Here is a 25,596-nt window from a genome sequence, read left to right as displayed (position 1 = left end):
GGTGGCGTGAGCCCCTCGCAGAGCAGCCCCAGCGACCAGGACCCCCACACCGCCAAGGCACCGGCCGATCCCGCGGTGGGCGAGGCCCCCGCAGCAGCGCGCGACGGCGAGCACGCCGGTGGGGCCATCGAGGGGACGAGCGACGTCCTCGACGAGGCGACCCGCCACCGCTGGGACGAGCTCGCCCGGCAGGTCCGCGAGCACCGCTTCGCCTACTACCTGGGGCGCCCGACCATCCCGGATGCCGACTTCGACGCCCTGTTCCGCGAGCTGGAGCAGCTGGAGGAGGAGCACCCGGGCCTCCGCGTGCCCGACAGTCCCACGCAGGAGGTCGGCGCACCGGTCTTCGAGACCGGCTTCGACGCGGTCGACCACGCCGAGCGGATGCTCAGCCTGGACAACGTCTTCTCCGCCGACGAGCTCGCCGCCTGGTTCGAGCGCTCCCGCACCGACGCGGGCACGGCGGACCTGCACTACCTGTGCGAGCTGAAGATCGACGGTCTGGCCGTCAGCCTCACCTACGAGGACGGCCACCTCGTGCGTGCCGCGACCCGTGGCGACGGGCGCACCGGCGAGGACATCACCCTCAACGTGCGCACCATCGAGGGGGTGCCGCACCGACTGCAGCGCCCCGACGACGCGGACGACGACCGCACGGCCACCGCCGAGATCCCCCCGCTGGTCGAGGTGCGCGGTGAGGTGTTCCTGCCCATCGAGGAGTTCGCCGAGCTCAACGCCCGTCAGGTGGAGGCCGGCAAGCCCGCCTTCGCCAACCCGCGCAACGCCGCTGCCGGGTCGCTGCGGCAGAAGGACCCTCGGGTGACCGCCTCTCGGCCGCTGCGGATGATCGTCCACGGCATCGGCGCCCGAAAGGGCTTCGACATCACCCGCCAGTCGCAGGCCTACGAGGTGCTCGCGGGCTGGGGTCTGCCGGTCACGACGCACGGACGGGTGGTCGAGACGCTGGCCGAGATCACCGACTACATCGAGTACTGGGGCTCCCACCGTGAGAGCGCCGAGCACGAGCTCGACGGCGTGGTCGTCAAGATCGACGAGGTGGCCGTCCAACGTCAGCTCGGGGCCACCTCGCGGGCTCCGCGCTGGGCGACGGCGTGGAAGTACCCGCCGCAGGAGGTGACCACGAAGCTCCTGGACATCCAGGTGAACGTCGGGCGCACCGGACGCGTCACCCCCTTCGGCGTGATGGAGCCGGTGACCGTTGCTGGGTCGACCGTCGCGATGGCCACGCTGCACAACGCCCACGAGGTGAAGCGCAAGGGCGTGCTCATCGGCGACACGGTCGTGCTGCGCAAGGCCGGCGACGTGATCCCCGAGATCCTCGGACCGGTGGCCGAGCAGCGGGACGGCAGCGAGACCGCCTTCGTCATGCCCACGCACTGCCCCTCCTGCGGCACCGAGCTCGCTCCGGCCAAGGAGGGCGACAAGGACATCCGCTGCCCGAACTCCCGCTCCTGCGCCAGCCAGCTGCACGAGCGGCTCTTCTCCCTGGCCGGGCGGGGTGCCTTCGACATCGAGTCCCTCGGCTGGGAGGGGGCCGGCTCGCTGCTGGATGCCGGGGTGCTCACCGACGAGTCCGGCGTCTTCGACCTGACCGCCCAGGACCTCCTGCGCACCGAGCTCTACACACGGGCGGCGAAGAAGGCCGAGGCCACCGCGGCCGAGGAGGGTGACCCCGAGGGCACCCTGCCGCCCGGGGGAGTGCGCGACGGGCGGGTGCTCTCGGCAGTGGGTGTGCGGCTGCTGCAGAACCTCGAGCAGGTCAAGGAGCAGCCGCTCTGGCGGGTGCTCGTGGCCCTGTCCATCCGCCACGTCGGGCCCACCGCGGCCCGGGCGCTGGCGGCCCACTTCGCCTCGGTCGAGGCGATCCGGGAGGCGTCCACCGAGGAGCTCGCCGCTGTCGAGGGTGTGGGGCCCACCATCGCCGAGGCCGTCACCGAGTGGTTCGGCGGCGAGGACAACGGCTGGCACCGCGACATCGTGGAACGCTGGGCCGCTGCCGGGGTGCGGATGGCTGACGAGCGCGACGAGTCCGTCGAGCGCACCCTGGAGGGGCTGACCGTCGTGGTCACCGGGTCGCTCGAGGGCTGGTCGCGTGACGAGTCCAAGGAGGCGATCCTCACCCGCGGCGGCAAGGCGTCGGGGTCGGTGTCCAAGAAGACCGACTACGTCGTCGTCGGTGCCAATGCGGGCTCGAAGGCGACGAAGGCCGAGGACCTCGGGCTGCCGATGCTCGACGAGGAGCAGTTCGCCGAGCTGCTCGCCACCGGCCGCGTAGAGGGCGTCACCCCGGAGGACGAGGGCGAGGTCGAGGACGCCTGACGATGGGGCGCTGGGTCTGGGTCCTGCAGGTCATCGCGGGCGCGTGGGCGGTGTGGACTGCCGTGGCCGGTGGGCATCCGTGGCTCGCCGTGCTGGGCGCGCTCTTCTTCGGCGGTGCCGCGTGGTGGTCCTCCCCGTGGTGGCGGGGACGTTCCGAGCGGCACGCCGACGTGGTCGCGCTCCCGCCGGGGGGAGCAGAAGGTGGTCGTCTACTGGCACCCCGGGTGCATGTACTGCGCCCGTCTGCGACGACACCTGGGGCGCCGGCGCGAGGGTGCGCGCTGGGTGAACATCTGGCAGGACCGGGAGGCTGCGGCCTTCGTGCGCTCGGTGAACGGCGGCAACGAGACCGTGCCGACCGTGGTCCTGGACGGCGAGCCGTACACCAACCCCGACCCGGAGACGGTGGCAGCGCGCCTCTGAGGGCGTCCCGTCCCCCGGCTCCGCCCTTAACCCCGGCCCCTGGTGCCCGGCCCCGCCCCTTGGCGATTCGGGGGGGCATCAGGTGACCAAGTTGTCGCGACACGCCGAGGACCCGCGCGAGGTGACCGCATCAGGTGGTCAAATTGCGGGAGGCCGAGAGGAGGAGAGTCCATGACCAGCGTCCGCACCCGCCGCGTGCACGACCACGTCGAGGATCCCGACGGCACCCAGGGCCTGGTCGCCCTCGTCGACCGCCTGTGGCCCCGCGGCGTGCGCAAGGAGGACCTGCCGTACGACCTGTGGCCCAAGGAGGTCACGCCCTCGGACGACCTGCGCAAGTGGTTCCACTCCGTGGAGGGTGACGAGCGTGCCGAGCGCTTCGAGGAGTTCTCCGAGCGCTACCGCGACGAGCTCGAGCAGGGCGAGGCCGCCGAGGCGCTCAAGGAACTCGCCCACGAGGTCCGCAAGGTCGACGTCGTCACCCTGCTCTTCGCCGCGAAGGACACCGAGCACAACCACGCCGAGGTCCTCGCCAAGGTGCTGCGGCAGAAGTTGTGAGCGCTGGTCCGGGGGCCTGCGGGGCGGGCCCTGAGCCGGCGCCCCGGGGGAAGCTCGGCCCCGCCGGCCTGCTCCGTGCGCCCCGGCCGGTGCTGGGACCGCGCGACCGCCTGCCCCGTCGCCCTCGCCGGGTGATCGTCATCGGCACCTCCGGCTCGGGCAAGACCACCCTGGCCGCCCATCTGGCCCACACCCTGGGCATGCACCACGTCGAGATCGACGCCCTCTTCCACGGCCCCGACTGGACACCGCGCCCCACCTTCTCGGCCGAGGTCGAGCAGTTCACCGGGCAGGACGGCTGGGTCACCGAGTGGCAGTACACCCACGTGCTGGGGGACCTGCTGCCGCGGCGAGCGGACCTCGTGGTGTGGCTGGACCTGCCCCGTCACGTGGTCATGCGGCAGGTCGTCGCCCGGACGGTCCGTCGACGGGTGCGCCGCGAGGAGCTCTGGAACGGCAACGTCGAGGGGCCGCTACGTCACGTGCTCACGGACCCCGAGCACATCGTCCGCTGGGCCTGGTCCACGCACGGCAAGGTCCCCGGCCGCGTCGAGGCCGCCCGTGCAGCCCGTCCGGAGCTGCCCGTCGTGCGACTGCGCAGCCGGGGCGAGGTGGACGCTTGGCTGGGCGGCCCCTGCCGGGAGGCGGCCTCACGCCCGGCGAAGGGCTGAGCCGCGCCCCCCCGCAGCCACCGCTCAGGCTGCCCGCGCCCATCCGTAGACTGCGCCCCATGTCCGCTCTCTCCCGCGATGACGTCGCGCACGTCGCCAGCCTCGCGCGCATCCACCTCGAGGACGGTGAGCTCGACCGCCTCGCCGGCCAGCTCGACCAGATCGTCGAGTGGGTGGCGCAGATCAGCGACGGCGCCTCCGACGACGTGCCCGCCATGTCCCACCCCATCCCGATGACCAACGTGATGCGCCCTGACGAGGTGCGCCCCGGGCTGACGCAGGAGCAGGCCCTGGCGAACGCCCCGCTGGCCGAGGAGGGCCGCTTCGGCGTGCCCCGCATCCTGGACGAGGAGTGAGCGACCCGATGACGAACCCCACCCGTGACACCAGCGCCGTCGACGCGCTCGACCCGCTGGTCGCGAAGACCGCCCTGGAGATGGCCGAGGGCCTGCGCGCCGGTGAGTTCACCTCCGAGCAGCTCGTGCAGGCCCACCTCGACCGCATCGCGGCGGTCGACGGCGTCCTGCACGCCTTCCTCCAGGTCGACGCCGAGGGCGCCCTGGCCACCGCTCGCGAGGTCGACGCCGCCCGCGCCGCCGGTGAGGAGCTGCACCCGCTGGCCGGTGTGCCGGTCGCGGTCAAGGACATCGCCTGCACGCAGGGCCTGGTGACCACTGCCGGCTCGCGGATGCTCGCGGACTTCGTCCCGCCCTACGACGCGACCGTCGTGCGCCGCCTGCGCGAGGCCCGGCTGCCGATCCTCGGCAAGACGAACATGGACGAGTTCGCCATGGGCTCCTCCACCGAGCACTCCGCCTTCGGCCCCACCCGCAACCCGTGGGACGTCACCCGCATCCCCGGCGGCTCCGGCGGTGGCTCGTCGGCCGCCGTCGCCGGCCACCTGGCCCCGCTGGCGATCGGCTCGGACACCGGTGGCTCCATCCGCCAGCCCGCCGCGGTCACCGGCTCCGTCGGCGCCAAGCCCACCTACGGCGGCGTCTCGCGCCACGGCATCATCGCCCTGGCCTCGTCGCTGGACCAGATCGGCCCGTGCGCCCGCACCATCGCCGATGCCGCCGCCCTCCACGAGGTGATCGGCGGGCACGACCCGCAGGACTCCACCAGCATCGACGCCCCGGCGCCCGCCGCCACCGAGGCCGCCGCCTCGGGCGCTGCCGGCGACGGCGCCGAGACCCTGAAGGGTCTGCGCGTCGGCGTGGTCAAGGAGCTCACCGAGGTGGACGGCTACCAGGCCGGGATCACGGAGCTCTTCGAGCAGCGCATCTCCCAGCTGCGCGAGGCCGGTGCGGAGATCGTCGAGGTCTCCTGCCCCTCGTTCGACCTGGGCATGGCCGCCTACTACCTCATCCTGCCGAGCGAGGCCTCCTCCAACCTGGCCCGCTACGAGGCCATGCGTTACGGCCTGCGCGTCGGCCCCGAGGGCGTGGACGCCCCGAGCGCCGAGCAGGTCATGGCCGCCTCCCGCGACGCCGGCTTCGGTGACGAGGTCAAGCGCCGCGTCATCCTGGGCACCTACGCGCTCTCCTCGGGCTACTACGACGCCTACTACGGCAAGGCCCAGCGCGTGCGCACCCTGATCCAGCGCGACTTCGAGGCCGCGTTCGAGCAGTGCGACGTGCTGCTCTCGCCGACCGCACCGACCACTGCCTTCCCACTGGGGGAGAAGGTCGACGACCCGCTGGCGATGTACCTCAACGACATCGCCACCATCCCGGTGAACCTCGCCGGCAACTGCGCCCTGGGCCTGCCGATGGGGCTGGCCGCCGAGGACGGCCTGCCGGCCGGTCTGCAGGTGATCGCCCCGGCCAACGAGGACGAGCGCATGTACCGCGTCGGTGCGGCGCTGGAGGCCCTCATCGAGGCCAGCGACACCGCGGCCGGCCGTGAGCCGGTGCGCCGCCTCGTCCCCGCGGTGCCCGACGCGGTCCCGGGTGCCGCCCACAGCGTGGCCACCGGCGTCGACGGCACCACCGCCACCCCCGACCAGAACCTGGAGGCCTGAGCATGGCGAGCACCACCGACAAGGTCGTCCCGTTCGAGAAGGCAATGGCGGACTTCGACCCGGTCATCGGGCTCGAGGTGCACGTCGAGCTGAACACGAACACCAAGATGTTCTGCCCGTGCCCGACCGAATTCGGCGCCGAGCCCAACACCCAGGTCTGCCCGGTCTGCCTGGGTCTGCCCGGTGCGCTGCCGGTCGTGAACTCCGCCGCGGTGGAGTCGGCCGTCCGCATCGGCCTGGCGCTCAACTGCGAGATCGCCGAGTACTCGCGCTTCGCCCGGAAGAACTACTTCTACCCGGACATGCCGAAGAACTTCCAGACCTCGCAGTACGACGAGCCGATCGCCCACGACGGCTACCTGGACGTCACGCTCGACGATGGCGAGGTCTTCCGGGTGGAGATCGAGCGCGCCCACATGGAGGAGGACACCGGCAAGTCCACCCACGTCGGTGGCGCGACCGGTCGCATCCAGGGCGCCACGCACTCGCTGGTGGACTTCAACCGTGCAGGCATCCCGCTCATCGAGATCGTCACCCGGCCCGTCCTCGGCGCCGGTGACCGGGTCGGTGAGGTCGCCCGCGCCTACGTCTCCACCCTGCGCGACCTGCTCAAGGCCCTGGACGTCAGCCACGTGCGCATGGAGCAGGGCAACGTCCGCTGCGACGCGAACGTCTCGCTGCGTCCCAAGGCCGGTTCCGAGCACGTGCTCGGCCAGGTCAACGACGAGCAGGCGCAGGTCCCGCTGGGCACCCGCACCGAGACCAAGAACGTCAACTCGCTGCGCAGCATCGAGCGCGCCGTCCGCTACGAGGTCACCCGGCACGCCGCAGTGCTCGGTGCGGGCGGCTCGGTCCTGCAGGAGACCCGTCACTGGCACGAGGACACCGGCATCACGACCTCCGGTCGCCCGAAGTCCGATGCCGACGACTACCGCTACTTCCCGGAGCCGGACCTCGTGCCGGTCGCCCCGGAGCGCGACGTCGTGGAGACCCTGCGCGAGTCCTTGCCGGAGATGCCGGCCAAGCGCCGTGCCCGTCTGCAGGGGGAGTGGGGCTTCTCCGACCTGGAGATGCGTGACGTCCTCAACGCCGGCGCGGTCGACCTCATCGAGGCCACCATCGCCGCCGGTGCCAGCCCGGCCGGCGCTCGCAAGTGGTGGACCGGTGAGGTCGCCCGTCGTGCGAACGACGCCGGTCAGTCCGTCGAGGAGCACGGTGCCGAGCTGGGTCTGACCCCCGCTGCGGTGGCCGAGCTCGACGGCATGGTCACTGAGGGCCGGCTCAACGACTCGATGGCCCGGCAGGTCCTGGACGGCGTGCTCGCCGGTGAGGGCTCTCCGACCGAGGTCGCGGACGCCCGTGGTCTGGCGATGGTGTCCGACGACGGTGCGCTGCAGTCGGCCGTGGACGACGTGATCGCCGCGAATCCCGACATCGTGGAAAAGATCCGCGGTGGCAAGGAGCAGGCGGCCGGCGCCCTGATCGGTCAGGTCATGAAGGCCATGAAGGGCCAGGCCGACGCGGCACGCGTCCGGGAGCTCATCCTGGAGTCGGTTGCCGGCTGAACCCCGGGGCGTCATAGTCGGTCGAACACGTTCGTGGACGACGGATCAGGGAACCAAACATGGAGAAGAAGACGGCCCAGACGCTGGCAGGTGTCGGTCTCGTGGGTGCCGGGGGCGCCGTGGTGGCGGCGTCCCTGACCGGATGGTTCGGCGGTGGCGAGATCCCGGAGGAGGAGCACTCCCCGGTGATCTCGGCCTCCTCGCCGGCCGACCCGTCGGGGGGCGGTGCGTCGTCCTCGGACGACGCACCGAGCGCGTCGGACTCCCCGTCGAGCTCGGGGTCCGAGGAGTCGTCGGACGACGCCTCGTCCGGTACCCCCACCTCCTCGGAGCCCGCGCCCACCTCCGCGAGCTCGGACGACGAGTCCTCCGGTTCGCAGAGCCCCACCCGGGACGGCGGCTCTTCCGGGAAGGCATCCTCCGAGGCGCCGAGCCCCGAGCCGACCACCTCGGAGCCCGCCCCCTCGACCTCCGAGCCCCGGCCGTCGACGTCCGAGGCGACAGAGGAGCCCGGCCGTTCCTCGGAGGCGCCCGAGCCTTCGCCGTCGCGGAAGAAGACGCCCGCGCCGGCGCCGGAGCCCTCAACCGAGAAGCCCACCCAGGAGCCGACGGAGAAGCCGAAGGACGACAAGCCGGTCTCCAAGCCGGCGACGCTGGAGATCCCCGGTATCGACTTCAAGGAGTCCGTCTCCGAGGTGGGCCTGACCTCGAAGGGGACGCTCAACCCGCCGCCCGGTGTCACCGGCTGGTACGGCAAGACCCCCAAGCCGGGGGAGAACGGCATCAGCGTCATCGCCGGTCACGTCACCTACGGTCCGCCGGACGTCTTCTACCACCTGCCCGAGGTGAAGAAGGGGGAGACGCTCACCACCACCGATGCCGGCGGCAAGGAGATCGAGTGGAAGGTCGAGGTCGTCGAGCACATCGACAAGGTCGACCTCTCGCGCGACTCCCGCGTCTGGGGCGAGTCCAGCACGCCCAAACTGGCGCTGGTGACCTGTGACCCGGACACCCCGCGCAGCGACGGTCACTCCGCGGTCAACGTGCTGGTCCTGGCGTCCCCCGCCTGATGCCGCGCGAGCTCGCCCTCGTGCGGCACGGGGAGGCCGTGCCCAGCGCCCCGACCGACCGGGAGCGTGAGCTCACCGGGACCGGCCGGGCCGAGGCCCGCCGTGCCGGGCGGGAGCTCGCTGGACGCTGGGGCGGTACGGACCTGGTCCTGCACTCCGACGCGGTGCGCACCACGCAGACCTGGCAAGAGATGGCCGGCGAGCTGCCCATGGTGCCCGCGGAGGCGGTGTGGCCCGCTCCGCAGGTCTACGAGGCCGGCGTGCCCGACCTGCTCCAGGCCCTCGCGGACGCACCGGACGAGGTCGAGCGGCTCCTGCTCGTCGGCCACGCCCCGGGGGTTCCGGCCCTGGTCGCCCACCTGACCGGCCACCACCCGGCCGGGTGGGCCACCGGGCAGGTGGGGGTCGTCGAGCTGTCCACGGGCACCACGTGGGCGGACCTGCACGAGGGATGCGGGACGCTGCGCGGCTGAACGACTACGGTGTGCGCTGTGTCTCCTGAGCGCCTGAACACCGACGTCAACCTGCTCGACCCCGACCAGCAGGAGGTGACCCTCGCGGTGCCCCTGCCGCACTGGGTGGAGGCCCTGGGCGGGGCCGAGGCACGTGTCGAGGGGGCCCGCCACACCGTCCACCTCGAGCACTGGGACGGGACCTCGCCCCGCCAGGACGACCCGGAGCGCCCGCTGGTGGCCGCCGTGCCGCCACAGTTCGCCATGACCCCCGACGCGGTCGCCGAGCTGGCGGGCCAGCCGCACCTGCGCTGGACCTGGGCCCTGAGCGCCGGCTACGACCACCTGGACAAGCGCCTGCCGGCGACGGTCGGCATCTGCAACGCCAAGGGCGTCCACGAGGAGTCGACGGCCGACCACGCGCTGGCCCTCACCCTCGTGGCCCTGCGCTCGCTGGAGACCCTGCGCGACGCCCAGGTGGCGGGGGTCTGGGAGAAGCGCACCACACCGGAGTGGCGGGCCCGACAGACCTCACTGCACGAGGCGCGGGTGCTGGTCGTCGGCTACGGCGCCATCGGGAAGGCGATCGCCCGGCGTGCCGCGGCCTTCGGAGCCCACGTCGAGGCCATGGCCACCAGCGCGCGCCCCGGGGACGAGAACGTGTGCGCGGTCCACGCCGTCGAGGAGCTGCACCAGCTGCTCCCGGACTTCGACGTGGTCATCCTCATCACGCCGCTGACGGCGGAGACCAAGGGGCTCATCGGGCGTGAGGAGATGGCCCTCATGCCGCAGGGCTCCGTGTTGGTGAACGTCGCACGCGGTCCGGTGGTGGACACCGACGCGCTGGTGGAGGCCGCCGGCTCGGGGCACCTGCGTGCCGCGGTCGACGTCACCGCCCCCGAGCCGCTGCCGGAGGGCCACCCCCTGTTCACCACACCGGGCGTCTTCCTGACCCCGCACGTGGCGAGCGCGACCGCCGGCATGGAGGACCGCCAGATGCGCCTCATCGGTGCCCAGCTGCAGCGCCTGGCCGATGGCGAGGCCCTGGAGAACGTCGTGCGCACCCCCGAGGGTCAGGCATGAGCACCGACCGTCCCGCACACCCGGCCACCCCGGGGAGCGGGGGGTCCACTGCGTGGTGGGGACCGTGGGACGCCGACCGCTCGGTCATCGCCGACCGGGAGGTCGCGATCATCGGCTTCGACGCCACGGCCGAGCTGCACGCACAGAACCTGCGGGACTCGGGCGTGGACGTCCGGGTGGGTGCGGAGCCCGGTGGCCCCGAGCACGACGCCGCCTCCTCGGAGGGGTTCTTCACCCTGCCCGTGGCCGATGCGGTCGCCGACAGCGAGGTCGTCGTGCTGGGGGAGCACCACCTCGAGCGGGTGGCACCGGTGGTCGCCCCGGAGCAGATCGTCGTGCTCACCAGCGCCGCCGCCGGCCGGGCGCTGCGGGGGTCCGGCATCCGGCACCGCGGCGTGATCCTGCTGGTGGAGGTGCTCGGGGAGCCCGCGGCCACGCGCCGTGCGTACGTCGACGGACGCGGTGCCCCGGCCGTGGTCGCCGTCGTCGCCCGGGGGCGGGCAGCGGGGCACGACCTCGCGCTGCAGCTGTCGTCGTCGCGCACGCCCGAGCCGCCGGACGCCCGGGGCGACCACGCCCAGCGCCTGGCCGTGGCGTACGCCGACGTGGTGGGTGCCACGCGCGCCGCGGCCATCGGCGTGGACGCCCTCGACTGGGCAGCGGCGGCCGACTTCGCCGACACCCGGGTCACCCCGTTGCTCGAGGCCGTCCTGGCAGCCGGTCGCGACGCGCTGGTGAGCGAGGGCTTCGACCCGGTGGTGGCCGACCTCGCGGTGCTGCACCGCCTGCGCAGCGAGTGGGACCGTCTGTCCGCCGAGGGGGCCCGGCCGTCGTCCGCAGAGGCACAGCGGCAGACCCTGACCGGGCTGACCGGACCGGCCCCCAGGTCGCGCAGCCGGCGGACGGTCCCACCCGAGGACGACGCGGCCGCGGCGGCCCGGCACGCACGCCTCGGTGAGGCCTTCGGGGGCTCCCGGTAGCCTCAGCCCTGACCCTGTGTGCTGGGTCACCCCGGTGGTCCGTCACGGGCCGTCGGGTCCTGTTTGTCACGTCCCCTGCATCGAGGAGCACCCATGGTTCCCCAGACCGACTTCGTCGTCGCGCCGAGCGAGTCCCCGGCCTCGGAGGCCGACCGTCAGAAGGTGCTGGAGGACCCCGGCTTCGGCGTCCACTTCACCGACCACATGGCCGTGGTGGACTACGCCGAGGGTGACGGCTGGCACAACGGCCGCGTCGTCGAGTACGGCCCCATCGCGCTGGACCCGGCCGCCTGCGTGCTGCACTACGCCCAGGAGATCTTCGAGGGCATGAAGGCCTACCGTCACGCCGACGGCAGCATCTGGACCTTCCGCCCGGAGAAGAACGCCGAGCGCTTCCGCCGCAGCGCCCGCCGTCTGGCTCTGCCGGAGGTGCCCGAGGACGTCTTCCTCGAGGCCATCCGCCAGGTCGTGCAGATCGACGCCGACTGGGTGCCGGAGGCCGAGGACGGCTCGGAGACCTCCCTGTACCTGCGTCCCTTCCAGATCGGTACCGAGGCCTTCCTCGGGGTGCGCCCGGCCAAGGCGGGGCAGTTCTACGTCATCGCCTCGCCGGCCGGCCCGTACTTCCCGTCCGGTGTGAAGCCGGTGGACATCTGGGTCTCCAGGAACTACCACCGCGCGGGCTTCGGCGGCACCGGCTTCGCCAAGTGCGGTGGCAACTACGCCGCGTCCATGGCTGCCCAGGTGGAGGCCGCCGAGCAGGGCTGTGCGCAGGTCATGTTCCTCGACGACCGCGAGGAGAAGTGGGTCGAGGAGCTGGGTGGCATGAACCTGTTCTTCGTCTTCAAGGACGGCTCGATCGTCACCCCGCCCACCAGCGGAACCATCCTCGAGGGCGTCACGCGCATGTCGCTGGTCGAGCTCGGTCGCGACCTGGGCCACGACGTGCAGGAGCGCCCCATCAGCATCGACGAGGTGACCGCCGGTGTGGCCGACGGCACCATCAGCGAGGTGCTGGCCTGTGGCACGGCCGCGGTCATCACCCCCGTCGGCTCGTTCCGCACGCAGGAGAAGACCTGGACCGTCGGCGGGGAGGGTCGCTCGGAGGACCTCGACGAGTCCTTCCCGGTGACCATGAAGCTGCGTCGGACGCTCACCGACATCCAGTACGGCCGCGCCGAGGACACGAAGGGCTGGCTGCACCGCCTCGCCTGAGGCCTGCCCCCCTCCAAAGGGCCGCTTCCCGATTGGCCTCCTGATGTGTCCTTCCTGGCGCGACACGCCGGGAATCCCGACAACTCGGGAGCATCAGGGGGCCACATTGCCTGCGAGAGGGGGGCAGACCCGGAGGGCTGCGCCGGTGACTCCCAGGAGCCGCCGCCGCAGCGCGTTGCCCCGCTCGCTGAAGCCGCGCTGGGCGGCCACATACTGCGCCTTGCCCACGGCCGTCTCGATGCGGACGGGGTCGTAGCCCCAAGCGAGCAGGTCGTAGGGCGAGGCACGCATGTCCAGCTCGCGGACGTCGCGGGCGAGCTCCAGACAGTCCACCAGCACCTCACCGGGTACCAGCGGGCCGAGCGTGGCCGCCACCTTGTAGAGGTCCATCGTGGCGTGCAGGCAGCCGGGCTGCTCGAAGGCCTCCCGGTCGCGCGGGCCGGGGGAGAGGGTGTTCAGGTCGCGGGCCGAGTCGGTGAAGAACCGGAACGCGTCGAAGTGGCTGCACGCGATCGTGTGCGACTCGGTCACCGCGTCGGTGCCCTCCTGCCCCAGCCGCAGCGGGACGCCCTGGTGACGTCGGTCGCCGGCATCGAGGCCGTGGACCATCGCCCACTCGTGCAGGCCGAAGCAGCCGAAGCGCGCCGGGCGGTTCGCCGTCGCCTCGAGGATGCCGTGCCAGCGCCGCACCGCGTCCCCGCGCCGGGCCATGAATGCCGCGGTGTCCACCGTGACGGCCGGCCCCTCGGGGGTGTCCAGCAGCCGGTGGTCCTTCCACCCGGCCCGCTCGTCGGCGTCCAGCAGGGCCACACCGATGCCGGGGTTCCAGCGCCTGATCTCCGCCGGACGCCAGCGGTAGTACACCCACAGGAAGTCCTCGACCGGGTGCTTCTCCCCGCGTCGCCGACGCTCCAGGTGCGGTCCGGCGATGACGTCGACGCGCTCCTGGTGGGCGGCCTCGCGCGCCTCCCAGACAGGTCGCGGCAACCAGGTGGTCGCGTCGGCCGGTGGGCCAGCGGCGGGCGTCGTCTCCGCAGGATCGTCGGCAGGGTGGTTGCGCTGTCCTGCTCCGTCGGTGGGGTGGTGCGGCTGTGCCGGAGCAGGGGGCGCGGGGGCCGTGCGTGCCCGGTCGGCGGTGGAACTCTCAGGGGCGGGACACATCGGCGCAGAGTCTAGGAGCCGGGACGCAGGGCCCCACCACGGCGCCGGGTGCCCGCTCACTCGTGCAGCTGCACCCCCGCTCGCACCCGAGGGCCCAGACTTCGACGGGCCCGATGCGTCGGTCAGCGCCCCCGGCCAGCGCCCCGGAACGCCCCCTGAACGTGCACGCCGGGGCGCGCCGTGCATCCGGCCGGGATCCCGCTCGTAGACTCCCGCCCATGCGCATCTGCCGGTTCACCGACGACTCCGACGAGCCCCGCTACGGCCTGATGGACGGCGAGGGGGCCAAGATCGCCGAGATCACCGGCGACCCGCTCTACACCTCCATCGAGCTCACGGGCAAGACCTTCGTCACCGAGGACGTGCGCCTGCTGGCCCCGGTCATCCCGCGCTCCAAGGTGGTGGGCGTGCGCCGCAACTACGCCGATCACGCCGCCGAGATGGGCAGCGAGGTCGATGCCGAGCCGGGTCTCTTCCTCATGCCCAACACCGCCGTCTGCGGCCCCGGCGACCCGGTGATGATGCCCGCGCTCAGCGAGCGCATCTCCTACGAGGGCGAGCTGGCCGTGGTCATCGGCCGCATGTGCAAGGACGTCACCCCGGAGGACGCCCGCTCGGTGGTCTTCGGCTACACCTGCGCCAACGACGTCACCGCGCGTGATCTGCAGGAGTCCGACGGCCAGTGGGCCCGCGCCAAGGGGATGGACACCTTCTGCCCGCTGGGCCCGTGGATCGAGACCGAGCTCGACACCGCCGACCTGGTGGTCCGCACCCGCCTGGACGGCGAGGTCGTGCAGGACGGCCGCACCGCGGACATGGTCTTCGACGTCCCGGCGATCGTTTCCCACGTCTCCAAGGCGTTCACGCTGCTGCCGGGCGACGTGATCCTCACCGGCACACCGGCCGGTGTGGGACTCGTCCGCGCCGGGCAGCGGGTGGAGGTCTCCATCCAGGGGATCGGGCGGCTGTCCAACCCCTTCGTGTCCGCCGAGGACTGATCCCCGCCGGGGCCGCGCCGCCGCCCCGGCAACCGTCACCGGATTGTGATGCACCAGACCCCCGTCCGGGGCCTTCCGGGGGGCTGCGCGACGTACCCTGAAGCGCATGTCCACGGCTCCCATCGGCATCTTCGACTCCGGCCTCGGGGGGCTCACGGTGGCTCGCGCCGTCATCGACCACCTGCCCCACGAGTCGACCATCTACCTCGGTGACACCCTCCACGCGCCCTACGGGCCGCGGCCGATCGCCGAGGTCCGCCGGCTCGCCCTGGACTCCCTGGACGCCCTGATGGAGCGCGGCGTCAAGGCTTTGGTCATCGCCTGCAACTCGGCCTCCGCCGCCGTCCTGCACGACGCCCGCGAGCGCTACGACGTTCCGGTCATCGAGGTGATCCGCCCGGCTGCCCGCCGCGCCGCGGGCATCACCCGCTCGGGTCGCGTCGGTGTCATCAGCACCCAGGCCACGCACACCTCGGGCGCCTACCGCGACGCGTTCGCGGCCGTCCCGACGGTGCGCCTGCACTCCCAGCCGTGCCCGCGCTTCGTGGAGTTCGTCGAGTCCGGCACGGTCACCGGGCCGGCCGTGTTCGAGGCGGCCACCGAGTACCTGCAGCCGCTCAAGGACGCCGGTGTCGACACGCTCATCATGGGCTGCACGCACTACCCGCTCCTGCGCGGTGTCCTGGCCTACGAGATGGGCCCCGAGGTCTCCCTGGTCTCCTCGGCCGAGGAGACAGCGGCCGACCTGCTGCGCATCCTCGCCGAGCGCGACGACCTGGCCCCCGAGGGCGGTGAACCCACCCACGAGTTCCTGACCACCGGCGACCCGGCCCACTTCGGCGAGCTCGCGCGTCGGTTCCTGGGGCCGGAGGTCAGTCTGATGAACACCCGCCGGCTGCCGGTGAGCACCGACGTGCCGGCCACCGGCGCCCTGCCGACGGTCGCACCCGAGGGGGAGATCGCATGAGGGTCCGCGTCGTCGGCTGCTCCGGGTCGTTCGCCGGCCCGGACTCCCCGGCCTCCAGCTACCTGGTGGAGCACGAGGAGGACGGGCGCACCTGGCGCATCGTTCTGGACATGGGAAACGGCTCCCTCGGGGCGCTGCAGCGCGCCACCGACCCGACGGCCGTCGACGCCTACCTGATCAGCCACCTGCACCCGGACCACGTGGTCGACCTGTGCGGCCTCTACGTCATGCACAAGTACGACCCGCACCGGTCGCACCGGGAGCGCATCGTCGTGCACGGTCCGGCCGGGCTGGCCTCCCACATGGACGGCGTGTACGGCGTCCACGAGGGCGAGACCCTGCGCACCACCTTCGACTACCGCCCGGCCGCCGACGGCACGACCGTCCGCGTGGGTCCCTTCACCGTCACCTTCGTGCGGGTCAACCACCCTTGTGACGCCTACGGCATGCGCATCGAGGCCGGCGGACAGGTGCTGGCCTACACCGGCGACACCGACGACTCGCCCGTCCTCGACCACCTGCTGGCCGATGCCGACCTCGTCCTCGCCGACTCCGCCTTCGTGGAGGGTCGGGACACCGCCGAGGGCGTGCACCTCTCGGGCCGTCGGGCCGCTCTGGCCGCCGAGCGCGCCGGGGGAGTGGGACGCCTGGTGCTCACGCACATCCCGCCGTGGAACGACCCCGACGTCTCGTTCGCCGAGGCGCGGGCCGTCTGGTCCGGGCCGCTGGTCATGGCCCACGCCGGCCTGGTGCTGGAGGTGGCCCCGGCAGACCGTCTCCCCGTGGAGGTCTGATGGCGACGGCGTCCCACGGACGGCTGCCCGGCGTCCTGGCCTGCCTGGCCGCCGGCCTGCTCTCGATGGGGCTCGCCCACCTGGTGGGAGCCGCGGTTCCCGCCGTGAGCCCGCTGCTCGTGGCCATCCTGCTCGGCATCCTCGTGGGCAACGTGGCCACCTTCCCGGCCTCCTGGGGCCCCGGGCTCGGCAAGGGCAGCAAGACGATGCTGCGCGCCGGCATCGTGCTCCTGGGCCTGCAGGTCTCGCTGACCACCATCCTGGGTCTGGGATGGCGGGTGGTGGCCGCGGTGGTACTGGTCGTCGCCGGCGGGCTCGCCACGTCCGTCCTTGTGGGGCGCGCGCTCGGGGTGCGACCGGTGCTCGCCCTGCTCGTCGGGTCGGGCTTCTCCATCTGCGGTGCCGCGGCGGTCGCGGCAGCCGACGGGGTGCTCGAGGCCGAGGAGGAGGACGTCGCCGTCGCCCTCGCCCTGGTCGTGCTGTTCGGCACGCTGATGATCCCCGTCGTCCTGGTGCTGTCCTCCGTCATGGGGCTGGACGCCCGGACCACCGGGCTGTGGGCGGGGCTCTCGGTGCACGAGGTGGCCCAGGTGGTGGCCGTCGGCGGCATCGTGGGCGGCACGGCGCTGGCGGTCGCCGTCGTGGCCAAGCTCGCGCGCGTGGTCCTGCTCGCCCCGGTGATGGTGGGTCTGGCCGTCCTGCGCCGTCGCGAGCTGCGGGCCGCCGGGGCCGGGCCCGCCGACGACGCAGGTGACGTGACGCTGCCCCCGGTCGTCCCCTTCTTCGTCGTCGCCTTCCTGGCGATGGTGCTCGTGCGCACCTGGGTGCCCATGCCGGCGGATCTGCTCGACGCCGTCAAGCTGCTGCAGACCCTGCTGCTGGCCGGGGCCATGTGGGCCCTCGGTACCGGGGTGCGCTGGGAGCGGCTGCGGACCGTCGGCGGTGCGCCCTTCGCCCTGGCCGGCATCACCACCGCCGTGGTCGGGGCGATCGGCCTGGGCGGGGCCCTGCTCGCCTGAGCGACCCGCACCACCTGGCCGCCCGGCCAGCGCTGCGCCGGGAGGGGTGGGACGAAGCCGCGCCGGTTCGGAACCCGCTGCGCCCGTAGGCTCGGGCCCATGACTGACGCGAACCCCACCACCCCGGACTTCACCGCCCGCCACGACGGCCGTGCCCCCGACCACCTGCGCCAGGTGCGCATCACCCGTGGCTGGCTGGACCACGCCGCCGGCTCGGTGCTCATCGAGTTCGGTCGCACCCGGGTGCTGTGCGCCGCGTCCTTCCAGCCGGACGTGCCGCGCTGGCTCCGGGGGCAGGGCACCGGCTGGGTCACCGGTGAGTACGCGATGCTGCCGGCGGCCACCCACACCCGAAGCGACCGTGAGTCCGTCAAGGGCAAGGTGAAGGGCCGCACGCAGGAGATCTCGCGCCTGCTGGGTCGTGCGCTGCGAGCCGCGGTCGACACGTCCGAGCTGGGGGAGAACACCATCGTCATCGACTGCGACGTGCTGCAGGCCGACGGCGGCACCCGCACCGCCGCCATCACGGGGGCGTGGATCGCCCTGTCCGACGCGGTGGCCGCCGGGAAGGCCTCGGGGGACATCCCGGCCGGTGCGCAGGTGCTGCGTGACTCGGTGCAGGCCATCAGCGTCGGCATCGTCGACGGTCGGCCGGTGCTCGACCTGGACTACCCGGAGGACTCCACCGCCGGAGCGGACATGAACGTCGTGATGACCGGCGCCGGCGACCTCGTGGAGGTGCAGGGCACCGCCGAGGGGCAGACCTTCGACCGCGCCATGCTCAACCAGCTGCTCGACCTGGCCGAGGGTGGGTGCGCGACGCTGGCCGCCGCCCAGACCGAGTCGCTGCGCGCCGACACCGGGGAGTGCCTGGTGGTGGCCCCGGACGAGCAGCTGACCGGCGGTGCCGAGCAGGGCGGGGCGGGCGCCTGATGGCCGCGCGCCGCATCGTCCTGGCCACCCGCAACCGGGGCAAGGTGCCCGAGCTGCAGCGCATCCTCGCCGAGGCGCTGCCGGGGGAGGTCGAGGTCGTGACCCTCGCCGACGTCGCGCCGGACGCCCCGGACGTGGTGGAGGACGGCACCAGCTTCGAGGCGAACTCGCTGCTCAAGGCCCGGGCGGCCTGCGAGCTGACGGGGTTGCCGGCCATCGCCGACGACTCCGGCCTCTGCGTCGACGTGCTGGGCGGGGCGCCGGGGATCTTCTCCGCCCGCTGGTCCGGTGGGCTGGTGGACTCCGGCGGCCGGGGCGCCGGTGCCGACAAGGACGCCGACAACAACGCCCTCCTGCTGGCCCAGTTGGCCGACGTGCCCGACGGCGCCCGCGCGGCGCACTTCGCGTGCGTCATGAGCTACGTGGACCCCGACGGCACCGAGCTGACCGAGCGCGGGGAGATGCACGGCTCCATCCTGCGCGAGCCGCAGGGGGAGAACGGGTTCGGCTACGACCCCGTCTTCGCCGTCGAGTCCGGTGAGCTGGCCGAGGCGCGGTTCACGCCCATCCGGGGCCCGGTGAGCAGTGCCGAGCTGCCCGCGGAGGTGAAGAACCGCGTGAGCCACCGCGGCAGGGCCACCCGGGCGCTCGCGGAGCGGCTGGCCCAGCGGGGCTGAGCGCACGCACACGGCCCCGTGACCCGTCGCCGGACGGGTCACGGGGCCACGCCATTGCGTGGCCGTTCCTCAGGGGGTGTCGGTGACGGGGTCCCCGTCGGGGTGGGTCCACTGGGCACGTCGGCCGATGGCGAGCACCGGACACAGCACGGCCGTGGCTCCCGGGAGATACGTCAACAAGAGACCGAACCCGGTGGCAGCCATCAGCAGGGCCTGCGGCGGGTGAGGGTGGTGAGCATGGTCGTCCTCGGAGCAGGCGCGCGGTCGACGCGGGTGGACGCACGCTAGGTGCACTGGTGGGCTCGTGACCTCCGTCCACGGGGAGGACCCGCCGCGAGGACGCCCGAGGCGTGGCACGCGTCCACGACCGACTGCTGACCTCGCAGGGCCCTCGTGCGAGGCTGGAGTGCATGAACTCGCCTCTCGTCGCCCGCATGCAGCCCTTCGGCACGTCGATCTTCGCCGAGATGACCCAGCGTGCCGTCGCGGCCGACGCGGTGAACCTCGGCCAGGGCGCGCCGGACTCCGGCACCCCGCCGCAGCTCATCGAGTGGGCCCACGAGGCGATGCTCGAGGGCTGCAACCAGTACCCGCCCTTCCTCGGCGTCCCCGAGCTCCGCGAGGCGATCGCCGCCCATCAGAAGCGTTTCCACGGCCTGACGGTGGACCCGGCCCAGGTGCTGGTGACCGTCGGCGCCACCGAGGCGCTCACCGCATCGATCCTGGCGCTGGTGGAGCCCGGCGAGGAGGTCGTGGTCATCGAGCCGGCCTACGACTCCTACGCCGCCGCCGTCGCGCTGGCCGGGGGAGTGGTCCGCTCCGTGCCGCTGGCCGTGCCGGGGCTGGAGCTCGACCTGGACGCACTGGAGCAGGTGATGGGCCCCGACACCGCCATGGTCGTGCTCAACACCCCGCACAACCCCACCGGCAAGCAGTTCACACGCGACGAGCTGGCCGCCGTCGGTCGCCTGGCGCAGCAGCACGACGCCGTGATCCTCTCCGACGAGGTCTACGAGCACCTGGTCTACGACGGTGGCTCCCACCTGGGCCCGGCGATGGTGCCCGAGTGCGCCGACCGCACCCTCACCGTCAGCTCGGCCGGCAAGACCTTCGCCGTCACCGGGTGGAAGGTCGGCTGGGTGCACGGCCCGCAGCCGCTGGTCGACGCCGTGGCCAAGGTCAAGCAGTTCACCACCTTCGGCGTCGGCACCCCGCTGCAGCCCGCGATCGCGAAGGGCCTGGCCCTGCCCGATGCCGTCTTCACCGACCTGGGCGCCACCCACCAGCGCCGCCGCGACCTCCTCGTCGACGGTCTGCGCGAGGTGGGCTTCACCTGCGAGACCCCGCCGGCGGGGTACTTCGTCATCGCGGATGCCGCACCGCTCGGCGTGACCGACGCCCTGGCCTGGTGCCGGGCCATCCCCGACGAGGCCGGCGTGGTGGGCGTGCCCGTGCAGGCCTTCTGCACCGACCCGGACCACGCACCCAGCTACGTGCGCTTCGGGTTCTGCAAGACCGAGGACGTCATCGCCGAGGGCGTGCGCCGGCTGAAGGCCTGGGCGGACCGGCAGCGGTGAGCACCACGGGGGGGCACCGGGCACCCGCGGTGACGGAGCACGCCCGACCCTCGAACGCCCCCCGGCGCCGGCCGCACCCGGTGCGTCACCGGGTGGCCGTCGGGCTGGCACCGGTCTGCGCCGTGGACCCGACGGCGCTCGAGAGCTCAGGCCCGGTGGGCACCCGCCGAGCTGTCGGTACCCGCCGTCGGTGCGTCCGGGCAGCCCGAAGCGCCCGCCTCCCGTGCGTACCGGGCTCGCACCCCGGCCCACACCGGCGCGTTGTCGATGCCGACCTCGCGCGGGTCGAACACCGGGTCGAGACCGGCCTTGCGCTGGCGGTCGTAGTCGCGGAACACCTTGATCACCACCGGGCTGAGGAACACCAGAGCCACCAGGTTGACCCAGGTGTAGAAGCCGAGCCCCAGGTCGGCCAGCGCCCACGCGACGTCGGAGCTGCGCAGCGCCCCGAGCACGATCGACGCGGCGAGCACGACCCGTGCCAGCGAGACGACCAGCGGCTGCCACTTATGGTCCTTCATGAGGTACTCGACGTTGGTCTCGGCGTAGAAGCCGAACGAGAGCAGCGTGGTGAACGCGAAGAAGAACATCGCGATGGCGACGAACGCGGCACCGAAGCCGGGGAAGACGCCGTCGATCGCCGCCTGCGTGTAGTTGGCACCCGGCTCCTGGCCGGGCATGTTCTCCACGAGCAGCTTCCCGCTCGGGTCGGCCACGTTGTAGCTCTTCGTCAGCAGGATCATCAGGGCGGTGATGGTGCAGACGGCCAGGGTGTCCACGTAGGCGGAGAAGCCCTGGGCCAGGCCCTGCTTGACCGGGTGCGAGACCTCCGCCGCGGCCGAGGCCTGAGCCGCGGACCCGGTGCCGACCTCGGAGGAGTAGATGGCGCGCTTGACGCCCCACATGATGACGGCGCCGAGCATGCCGCCGAACATCGCCTCGCCGCCGAAGGCGCTGCGGAAGATCAGGCCGAACATGGCCGGGACGTCCTCGGCGCGGATCACCATCATCGCCAGGCCCACCAGCACGTACGCGGCGGCCATGAACGGGACGATCAGCTCGGTCACCCGGCCGAGGCGGTGCATGCCCCCGAAGGTGACCAGGCAGAACAGCGTCGCGACCAGCGCGCCGCTGACCCACATCGGCACCGAGAAGGCGGCCTGGGCGGAGTCGGAGATGTTGAACGACTGGATCGAGGGGCCGGTGATGGTGGTGGCGAAGATCGTGCCCACCGCGTAGAGCACCGCCAGCCACTTCCAGCCCAGCCCCTGCTCGATGTAGTACGCCGGCCCGCCGCGGTACTCACCGTCGACCTCGCGCTTCCACACCTGCGCGAGGGAGCTCTCGGCGATGGCGACGGTGGCCCCCAGGAAGGCGGTCACCCACATCCAGAAGACGGCTCCGGGGCCACCGAAGTGGATGGCCGTGGCGACACCGGCGATGTTGCCGACGCCGACACGGCCACCCAAGGAGATCGCGAAGGACTGGAACGAGGAGAGGCCCCGCTTGGAGTCGCCACCCTCCTTGAGGGCCACGATCATGTCCGGGAACCGGCGCAGCTGCGGCAGGACCAGGAAGAGGGTGTGCCCCGCGCCGAGGGCGAGGATCAGGAAGATCATGGGAGTGGACCAGATCCACTCGTTCGCCCGGGTCAGGAAGGTCTCCATCGGTGGCGCCTTTCGGTCGGGAGGGGATCGAGAGTAGACCCCTCACGATGTCGGCGCGCCGTTCGTGATGCGTCCTGACGGTTGCCGCACCACGTCGTGCGCGAGGCGGGACTCGAACCCGCACGCCGGAGCACACGGACCTAAACCGTGCGTGTCTGCCAGTTCCACCACTCGCGCGTGGCGCACATTGTGCACCGAGGTGGCCGCCCACCGAGTCCTTCGGTGCACCGTGCGCCGGAGCCTTGTCGCTCGGAGCGCGCGTCCTGGCAGGAGCGCGCCCCGAGCCGGGCCACTGCCTCAGACGGCGCTCGTCAGCGGCAGCTTCAGCTCGTTCTTGCCCAGGCTGGCCACGTGACCCTTGGCGCGCACGTTGTAGCGGGCGTGCTCGATGACGCCCTGCTCGTCGATGACGAAGGTGCTGCGGATGACGCCCTGGGTGACCTTGCCGTAGTTCTTCTTCTCCCCGTAGGCGCCGTAGGCCTTGAGGGTGTCCAGCTCCGGGTCGCACAGCAGCGGGTAGCCGAGATCGTGCTTCTCGGCGAACCTCCGGTTCTTCTCGACGGAGTCCTTGCTCAGGCCGTAGACGGCGTACCCGGCCTCGGCCAGGGCGTCGGCGTTGTCGCGGAAGTCGCAGGCCTCGGTGGTGCACCCCGGGGTCGAGGCCGCGGGGTAGACGAAGACGACCACCTTGCGACCGCGCAGGTCGGACAGGGAGACGGTGCCTCCCTCGCTGCTGTCCAGGGTGAAGTCGGGGGCGGCGTCGCCGGGCTCCAGGCGGGGCATGACACATCTCCTTCGAGTCGGTTCTGGGTTAGGGTTTCAGGGAGTTTCCCGAGGAAAGGCAATCACGTGGCCAAGCAGCCCAAGGACACCCGTTCCGTCGATCAGATCTCCCGCGACATCGACGCCTCCCGCCTTCGCCTTGCGGGCGACGTCGATGAGCTGGTCTACCGCGCCCACCCGAAGGAGCTCGCGCGCCGGGCCCAGGAGGACGCGAAGATCAAGTTCAACGACACCATGTACGACCGCGACGGTCAGCTCCGTGGCGACCTCATCGCCAAGGGGATGGGTGGCGCCGGTGCCGCCACCTTCACCCTCGGCCTGCTGCGCCGCCTGTTCCACAAGGGCTGACGCACGCGCCTGACGCAGGGAGACCCCGGAACCGTTCTGGTCCCGGGGTCTCCCTGCGTCTGTCCGACCGACACCTCAGGCCTCCGCACGGCAGGGGCCCCGGGTTCCAGAAGGGAACCCGGGGCCCCTGCCGTGCCGCGTCACACCACGCGCAGGATGGCGATGTCGTCGTGCACCTTCGAGCCGCGCTCCCGCAGCTCCTCGGCCTGCTCCGTCTCGTGGGTGCGGATGCCGTGGGCCAGGGCCCACGGGTCGCGCTCCACGGCCTCGGTCCAGGTGACGGCGTCGTGGGTCCCGAACATCTCGATGGGACGCGTCGCCCCGTCGGAGGCGAGCCAGGCGGCCTCCACGTCGTCGAGGTCGAAGGAGCCCACGAGCCCCTCGGTGGCGGCCCGGGCGTCCGCGCGGGCGCTCCACCAGCCGTCACGCCGGTTCATCCGCTGGGCGGGGGAGGGCTCCTGGCCGCTCCACCCGCCGGTCAGCTCGTCCAGCCGACCGTCGAGCACCTGCAGCACCTGCCCGTCGGTGAAGCGCACCACCAGGCTCGAGTCACTCAGCACGAAGTACTCCAGCCGGTCACCGAGCGCCCGGGTGACCGCGAGCGTCGCCCACGGACCGCGGTCGGCGTCGCACTGCGGGTGGGCACCGCTCACGGTGTCGAGGGCGTCGGCCACGACCTCCCGCAACGACGGTGGCTGACCGACCACGGGCCCCAGCGCGTCGCGGGGCACCAGTCGGTCGAGCACGGCCGTGACCAGCTGCTCGCTGAACCAGTCCACCTCGTGCTCGCAGCCCGGACGCAGCTCGGGGCCGACGCCGGCGCCGTCGGACAGCGCGGCCGCGCCCGCCCGCTCACCGGCGTAGTAGTACGGCCGGTACCCAGCGGCGTCCTGGCAGGTGATCTCCGTGTGCGCCGCCCAGCGGATCATCTCGCCGGGCTCCAGCGGGGCGCCGGTGCCGGGGCCCACCTCCGGGGAGGCGGTGGCCAGCATGCGGGGGTCGATACCCATCGTCGTCCTCGTCCTCGTGGTGTGCGTCGTCGAGCAGGTCAGGCGGCGCCGACGGCCTCGCGGGAGTCCACGAAGGCCTTGACGCAGGCGCGGACGTCCTCCTCGGAGTGGGCCGCGGACAGCTGCACGCGGATGCGGGCCTCACCCCTGGGGACGACCGGGTAGCTGAACGGGATGACGTAGACGCCGCGCTCCAGCATCTCCTCGGCGATGCGGCCGGCCTGGCGGGCGCCGTCCTCGCCGGGGAACATCACCGGGATGATCGGGTGGCTGCCCTCGAGCAGGTCGAAGCCCGCCTCGGACATGAGCTCGCGGAAGAGCTTCGCGTTGCGCTCCAGCTGGGCGCGCAGCTCGTCGGAGGACTCCACCAGCTCCAGGGCCTTCAGCGAGCCGGCCGCGGTGCTCGGCGCGACGGCGTTGCTGAACAGGTACGGGCGCGAACGCTGCTTGAGCAGGGCCACGACCTCGGCCGGGCCGGCGACGAAGCCACCGGAGGCACCGCCCAGGGCCTTGCCGAAGGTGCCGGTGACGATGTCCACGCGGTCCAGCACGTCGAACTTCTCCGGGGTGCCGCGGCCCTTGGCGCCGGTGAAGCCGGTGGCGTGGGAGTCGTCGACCACCACCATGGCGCCGAACTCCTCGGCCATGTCGCAGATCTCCGGCAGCGGGGCGTAGTAGCCGTCCATCGAGAAGACGCCGTCGGTCACGATGACGGTGCGGCGCGCCCCGGCGTCCTTCGCGGCCTGCAGCTGGGTGCGCAGGTCGTCCATGTCGCGGTTGGCGTAGCGGTAGCGCATCGCCTTGGACAGCCGCACGCCGTCGATGATGCTCGCGTGGTTCAGCGCGTCGGAGACGATCGCGTCCTCCTTGCCGAACAGCACCTCGAAGAGACCGCCGTTGGCGTCGAAGCAGGAGGCGTAAAGGATGGCCTCGTCGCAGCCGACGAAGCGGGCGATCCGCTGCTCGAGCTCGGTGTGCAGCGTCTGGGTGCCGCAGATGAAGCGCACGGAGGCCATGCCGAAGCCCCACTCGTCCAGCGCCTCGCGGGCCGCCGCCTCGACCTCCTCGTCGTCGGCCAGGCCGAGGTAGTTGTTCGCGCAGAAGTTCAGCGCCTCGGCCTTCTTGGTGGTCACGTGCGCGGACTGCGGGGAGGTGAGCTCGCGCTCGTCCTTCCACAGGCCGGCGTCCTTGATCTCGGTGAGCTCGGAGGTCAGCTGGTCCTTGAACGCGTACATGGGCGCCAGTGTGTCAGGCGCGGATGCCCGCTCGGTCAGCGGTGGAG

25 protein-coding genes and 1 tRNA gene are annotated in these 25,596 nt (G+C 72.5%); 20 read left to right on the top strand and 6 right to left on the bottom strand.

From position 1 onward, the window contains the following. The first annotated feature begins 6 nt into the window (after positions 1–6). The 12 genes from ligA (at position 7) to ACY8FT_RS05675 (ending at position 12,380) form a co-directional block, all read left to right on the top strand. The gene (gene ligA, locus ACY8FT_RS05730; protein WP_462417949.1) at positions 7–2,340 is read left to right on the top strand and encodes an NAD-dependent DNA ligase LigA; all 2,334 of its coding nucleotides are present in this window, start codon (positions 7–9) and stop codon (positions 2,338–2,340) included. Positions 2,341–2,541: 201 nt separating this feature from the next. Then, the gene (locus ACY8FT_RS05725; protein WP_462417948.1) at positions 2,542–2,763 is read left to right on the top strand and encodes a glutaredoxin domain-containing protein; all 222 of its coding nucleotides are present in this window, start codon (positions 2,542–2,544) and stop codon (positions 2,761–2,763) included. Between the two features lie 171 nt (positions 2,764–2,934). Continuing rightward, entirely contained in the window at positions 2,935–3,321 is a 387-nt protein-coding gene (locus tag ACY8FT_RS05720; protein WP_462417947.1) for a DUF488 domain-containing protein, read from the top strand. 89 nt (positions 3,322–3,410) lie between these two features. Beyond that, positions 3,411–3,992 (top strand): P-loop NTPase family protein, encoded by a 582-nt coding sequence (locus ACY8FT_RS05715; RefSeq protein WP_462417946.1) that lies wholly within the window; start codon positions 3,411–3,413, stop codon positions 3,990–3,992. A 59-nt stretch (positions 3,993–4,051) separates the two neighbouring features. Then, on the top strand, positions 4,052–4,348 hold the full coding sequence (gene gatC / locus ACY8FT_RS05710; protein ID WP_462417945.1) for an Asp-tRNA(Asn)/Glu-tRNA(Gln) amidotransferase subunit GatC: 297 nt from the start codon (positions 4,052–4,054) through the stop codon (positions 4,346–4,348). An 8-nt stretch (positions 4,349–4,356) separates the two neighbouring features. After that, positions 4,357–6,015: an Asp-tRNA(Asn)/Glu-tRNA(Gln) amidotransferase subunit GatA gene (gene gatA / locus ACY8FT_RS05705; RefSeq protein ID WP_462417944.1), complete on the top strand. Its 1,659-nt coding sequence runs from the start codon at positions 4,357–4,359 to the stop codon at positions 6,013–6,015. 2 nt (positions 6,016–6,017) lie between these two features. Further along, positions 6,018–7,580 (top strand): Asp-tRNA(Asn)/Glu-tRNA(Gln) amidotransferase subunit GatB, encoded by a 1,563-nt coding sequence (gene gatB / locus ACY8FT_RS05700; protein WP_462417943.1) that lies wholly within the window; start codon positions 6,018–6,020, stop codon positions 7,578–7,580. A gap of 59 nt (positions 7,581–7,639) precedes the next feature. Next, positions 7,640–8,650, top strand: a complete 1,011-nt coding sequence (locus ACY8FT_RS05695) for a class F sortase (protein WP_462417942.1) — start codon at positions 7,640–7,642, stop codon at positions 8,648–8,650. Further along, positions 8,650–9,123 carry a SixA phosphatase family protein gene (locus ACY8FT_RS05690; protein WP_462417941.1) on the top strand — a complete coding sequence of 158 codons (474 nt, stop codon included), beginning with the start codon at positions 8,650–8,652 and terminating at the stop codon, positions 9,121–9,123. The genes ACY8FT_RS05695 and ACY8FT_RS05690 overlap by 1 nt, the downstream gene beginning before the upstream one ends. A gap of 18 nt (positions 9,124–9,141) precedes the next feature. Next, positions 9,142–10,185 (top strand): 2-hydroxyacid dehydrogenase, encoded by a 1,044-nt coding sequence (locus tag ACY8FT_RS05685; protein ID WP_462417940.1) that lies wholly within the window; start codon positions 9,142–9,144, stop codon positions 10,183–10,185. Further along, positions 10,182–11,165 carry a ketol-acid reductoisomerase gene (locus ACY8FT_RS05680; protein WP_462417939.1) on the top strand — a complete coding sequence of 328 codons (984 nt, stop codon included), beginning with the start codon at positions 10,182–10,184 and terminating at the stop codon, positions 11,163–11,165. The genes ACY8FT_RS05685 and ACY8FT_RS05680 overlap by 4 nt, the downstream gene beginning before the upstream one ends. A 93-nt stretch (positions 11,166–11,258) precedes the next feature. Continuing rightward, positions 11,259–12,380, top strand: coding sequence for a branched-chain amino acid aminotransferase (locus ACY8FT_RS05675; RefSeq protein WP_462417938.1), 1,122 nt, complete (start codon positions 11,259–11,261; stop codon positions 12,378–12,380). A gap of 93 nt (positions 12,381–12,473) precedes the next feature. Here ACY8FT_RS05675 and ACY8FT_RS05670 read toward each other — a convergent pair whose 3' ends face one another. Further along, positions 12,474–13,541, bottom strand: a complete 1,068-nt coding sequence (locus ACY8FT_RS05670; protein ID WP_462417937.1) for a 3-methyladenine DNA glycosylase — start codon at positions 13,539–13,541, stop codon at positions 12,474–12,476. A 218-nt stretch (positions 13,542–13,759) separates the two neighbouring features. On the opposite strand from ACY8FT_RS05670, the gene ACY8FT_RS05665 reads away from it, so the two are divergent. The 7 genes from ACY8FT_RS05665 (at position 13,760) to ACY8FT_RS05635 (ending at position 20,506) form a co-directional block, all read left to right on the top strand. Next, positions 13,760–14,539 carry a fumarylacetoacetate hydrolase family protein gene (locus ACY8FT_RS05665; RefSeq protein WP_462417936.1) on the top strand — a complete coding sequence of 260 codons (780 nt, stop codon included), beginning with the start codon at positions 13,760–13,762 and terminating at the stop codon, positions 14,537–14,539. 106 nt (positions 14,540–14,645) lie between these two features. Then, positions 14,646–15,506 carry a glutamate racemase gene (gene murI, locus ACY8FT_RS05660; RefSeq protein WP_462417935.1) on the top strand — a complete coding sequence of 287 codons (861 nt, stop codon included), beginning with the start codon at positions 14,646–14,648 and terminating at the stop codon, positions 15,504–15,506. Next, positions 15,503–16,300 (top strand): MBL fold metallo-hydrolase, encoded by a 798-nt coding sequence (locus tag ACY8FT_RS05655; protein ID WP_462417934.1) that lies wholly within the window; start codon positions 15,503–15,505, stop codon positions 16,298–16,300. The genes murI and ACY8FT_RS05655 overlap by 4 nt, the downstream gene beginning before the upstream one ends. After that, positions 16,300–17,319 (top strand): YeiH family protein, encoded by a 1,020-nt coding sequence (locus ACY8FT_RS05650; RefSeq protein WP_462417933.1) that lies wholly within the window; start codon positions 16,300–16,302, stop codon positions 17,317–17,319. The genes ACY8FT_RS05655 and ACY8FT_RS05650 overlap by 1 nt, the downstream gene beginning before the upstream one ends. A 99-nt stretch (positions 17,320–17,418) precedes the next feature. Further along, positions 17,419–18,252 carry a ribonuclease PH gene (gene rph / locus ACY8FT_RS05645; RefSeq protein WP_462417932.1) on the top strand — a complete coding sequence of 278 codons (834 nt, stop codon included), beginning with the start codon at positions 17,419–17,421 and terminating at the stop codon, positions 18,250–18,252. Next, the gene (locus tag ACY8FT_RS05640) at positions 18,252–18,929 is read left to right on the top strand and encodes a non-canonical purine NTP pyrophosphatase (RefSeq protein ID WP_462417931.1); all 678 of its coding nucleotides are present in this window, start codon (positions 18,252–18,254) and stop codon (positions 18,927–18,929) included. Before rph ends, ACY8FT_RS05640 begins: the two co-directional genes overlap by 1 nt. A gap of 410 nt (positions 18,930–19,339) precedes the next feature. Next, positions 19,340–20,506 carry an aminotransferase class I/II-fold pyridoxal phosphate-dependent enzyme gene (locus ACY8FT_RS05635; RefSeq protein ID WP_462417930.1) on the top strand — a complete coding sequence of 389 codons (1,167 nt, stop codon included), beginning with the start codon at positions 19,340–19,342 and terminating at the stop codon, positions 20,504–20,506. Between the two features lie 146 nt (positions 20,507–20,652). On the opposite strand, the gene ACY8FT_RS05630 is transcribed toward ACY8FT_RS05635, so the two are convergent. The 3 genes from ACY8FT_RS05630 to ACY8FT_RS05620 all read right to left on the bottom strand — a co-directional run bounded on the left by ACY8FT_RS05630 (position 20,653) and on the right by ACY8FT_RS05620 (position 22,956). Further along, positions 20,653–22,173, bottom strand: a complete 1,521-nt coding sequence (locus ACY8FT_RS05630) for an alanine/glycine:cation symporter family protein (RefSeq protein ID WP_462417929.1) — start codon at positions 22,171–22,173, stop codon at positions 20,653–20,655. Positions 22,174–22,270: 97 nt separating this feature from the next. Then, positions 22,271–22,350 (bottom strand) — tRNA-Leu (locus ACY8FT_RS05625). 120 nt (positions 22,351–22,470) lie between these two features. After that, positions 22,471–22,956 carry a peroxiredoxin gene (locus ACY8FT_RS05620; protein WP_462417928.1) on the bottom strand — a complete coding sequence of 162 codons (486 nt, stop codon included), beginning with the start codon at positions 22,954–22,956 and terminating at the stop codon, positions 22,471–22,473. A 66-nt stretch (positions 22,957–23,022) separates the two neighbouring features. On the opposite strand from ACY8FT_RS05620, the gene ACY8FT_RS05615 reads away from it, so the two are divergent. Beyond that, entirely contained in the window at positions 23,023–23,304 is a 282-nt protein-coding gene (locus ACY8FT_RS05615) for a DUF3618 domain-containing protein (protein WP_462417927.1), read from the top strand. 140 nt (positions 23,305–23,444) lie between these two features. On the opposite strand, the gene ACY8FT_RS05610 is transcribed toward ACY8FT_RS05615, so the two are convergent. Together ACY8FT_RS05610 and ACY8FT_RS05605 are read right to left on the bottom strand one after the other, a co-directional pair. Further along, complete coding sequence (locus ACY8FT_RS05610) at positions 23,445–24,314, bottom strand: PP2C family serine/threonine-protein phosphatase (protein ID WP_462417926.1); 870 nt, start codon at positions 24,312–24,314, stop codon at positions 23,445–23,447. 38 nt (positions 24,315–24,352) lie between these two features. Continuing rightward, the gene (locus tag ACY8FT_RS05605; RefSeq protein WP_462417925.1) at positions 24,353–25,549 is read right to left on the bottom strand and encodes a glycine C-acetyltransferase; all 1,197 of its coding nucleotides are present in this window, start codon (positions 25,547–25,549) and stop codon (positions 24,353–24,355) included. Positions 25,550–25,596: the final 47 nt, after the last annotated feature.

Source organism: Kytococcus sp. Marseille-QA3725, from assembly GCF_054950055.1.
Note: the sequence above shows the minus strand (reverse complement) of the source record. Positions and strands in the feature narration are given on the sequence as shown.

Bases quoted from the DNA above. Each gene is read 5' to 3' on its own strand.
- rph (WP_462417932.1), top strand. From the start codon at position 17,419: ATGACTGACGCGAACCCCACCACCCCGGACTTCACCGCCCGCCACGAC.
- ACY8FT_RS05670 (WP_462417937.1), bottom strand. From the start codon at position 13,541: ATGTGTCCCGCCCCTGAGAGTTCCACCGCCGACCGGGCACGCACGGCC.
- gatB (WP_462417943.1), top strand. From the start codon at position 6,018: ATGGCGAGCACCACCGACAAGGTCGTCCCGTTCGAGAAGGCAATGGCG.
- ACY8FT_RS05690 (WP_462417941.1), top strand. From the start codon at position 8,650: ATGCCGCGCGAGCTCGCCCTCGTGCGGCACGGGGAGGCCGTGCCCAGC.
- ACY8FT_RS05655 (WP_462417934.1), top strand. From the start codon at position 15,503: ATGAGGGTCCGCGTCGTCGGCTGCTCCGGGTCGTTCGCCGGCCCGGAC.
- ACY8FT_RS05675 (WP_462417938.1), top strand. From the start codon at position 11,259: ATGGTTCCCCAGACCGACTTCGTCGTCGCGCCGAGCGAGTCCCCGGCC.
- ACY8FT_RS05695 (WP_462417942.1), top strand. From the start codon at position 7,640: ATGGAGAAGAAGACGGCCCAGACGCTGGCAGGTGTCGGTCTCGTGGGT.
- ACY8FT_RS05635 (WP_462417930.1), top strand. From the start codon at position 19,340: ATGAACTCGCCTCTCGTCGCCCGCATGCAGCCCTTCGGCACGTCGATC.
- ACY8FT_RS05640 (WP_462417931.1), top strand. From the start codon at position 18,252: ATGGCCGCGCGCCGCATCGTCCTGGCCACCCGCAACCGGGGCAAGGTG.
- ACY8FT_RS05650 (WP_462417933.1), top strand. From the start codon at position 16,300: ATGGCGACGGCGTCCCACGGACGGCTGCCCGGCGTCCTGGCCTGCCTG.
- gatA (WP_462417944.1), top strand. From the start codon at position 4,357: ATGACGAACCCCACCCGTGACACCAGCGCCGTCGACGCGCTCGACCCG.
- ACY8FT_RS05680 (WP_462417939.1), top strand. From the start codon at position 10,182: ATGAGCACCGACCGTCCCGCACACCCGGCCACCCCGGGGAGCGGGGGG.
- ACY8FT_RS05630 (WP_462417929.1), bottom strand. From the start codon at position 22,173: ATGGAGACCTTCCTGACCCGGGCGAACGAGTGGATCTGGTCCACTCCC.
- ACY8FT_RS05620 (WP_462417928.1), bottom strand. From the start codon at position 22,956: ATGCCCCGCCTGGAGCCCGGCGACGCCGCCCCCGACTTCACCCTGGAC.
- ACY8FT_RS05665 (WP_462417936.1), top strand. From the start codon at position 13,760: ATGCGCATCTGCCGGTTCACCGACGACTCCGACGAGCCCCGCTACGGC.
- murI (WP_462417935.1), top strand. From the start codon at position 14,646: ATGTCCACGGCTCCCATCGGCATCTTCGACTCCGGCCTCGGGGGGCTC.
- ACY8FT_RS05720 (WP_462417947.1), top strand. From the start codon at position 2,935: ATGACCAGCGTCCGCACCCGCCGCGTGCACGACCACGTCGAGGATCCC.
- gatC (WP_462417945.1), top strand. From the start codon at position 4,052: ATGTCCGCTCTCTCCCGCGATGACGTCGCGCACGTCGCCAGCCTCGCG.
- ACY8FT_RS05605 (WP_462417925.1), bottom strand. From the start codon at position 25,549: ATGTACGCGTTCAAGGACCAGCTGACCTCCGAGCTCACCGAGATCAAG.
- ACY8FT_RS05610 (WP_462417926.1), bottom strand. From the start codon at position 24,314: ATGGGTATCGACCCCCGCATGCTGGCCACCGCCTCCCCGGAGGTGGGC.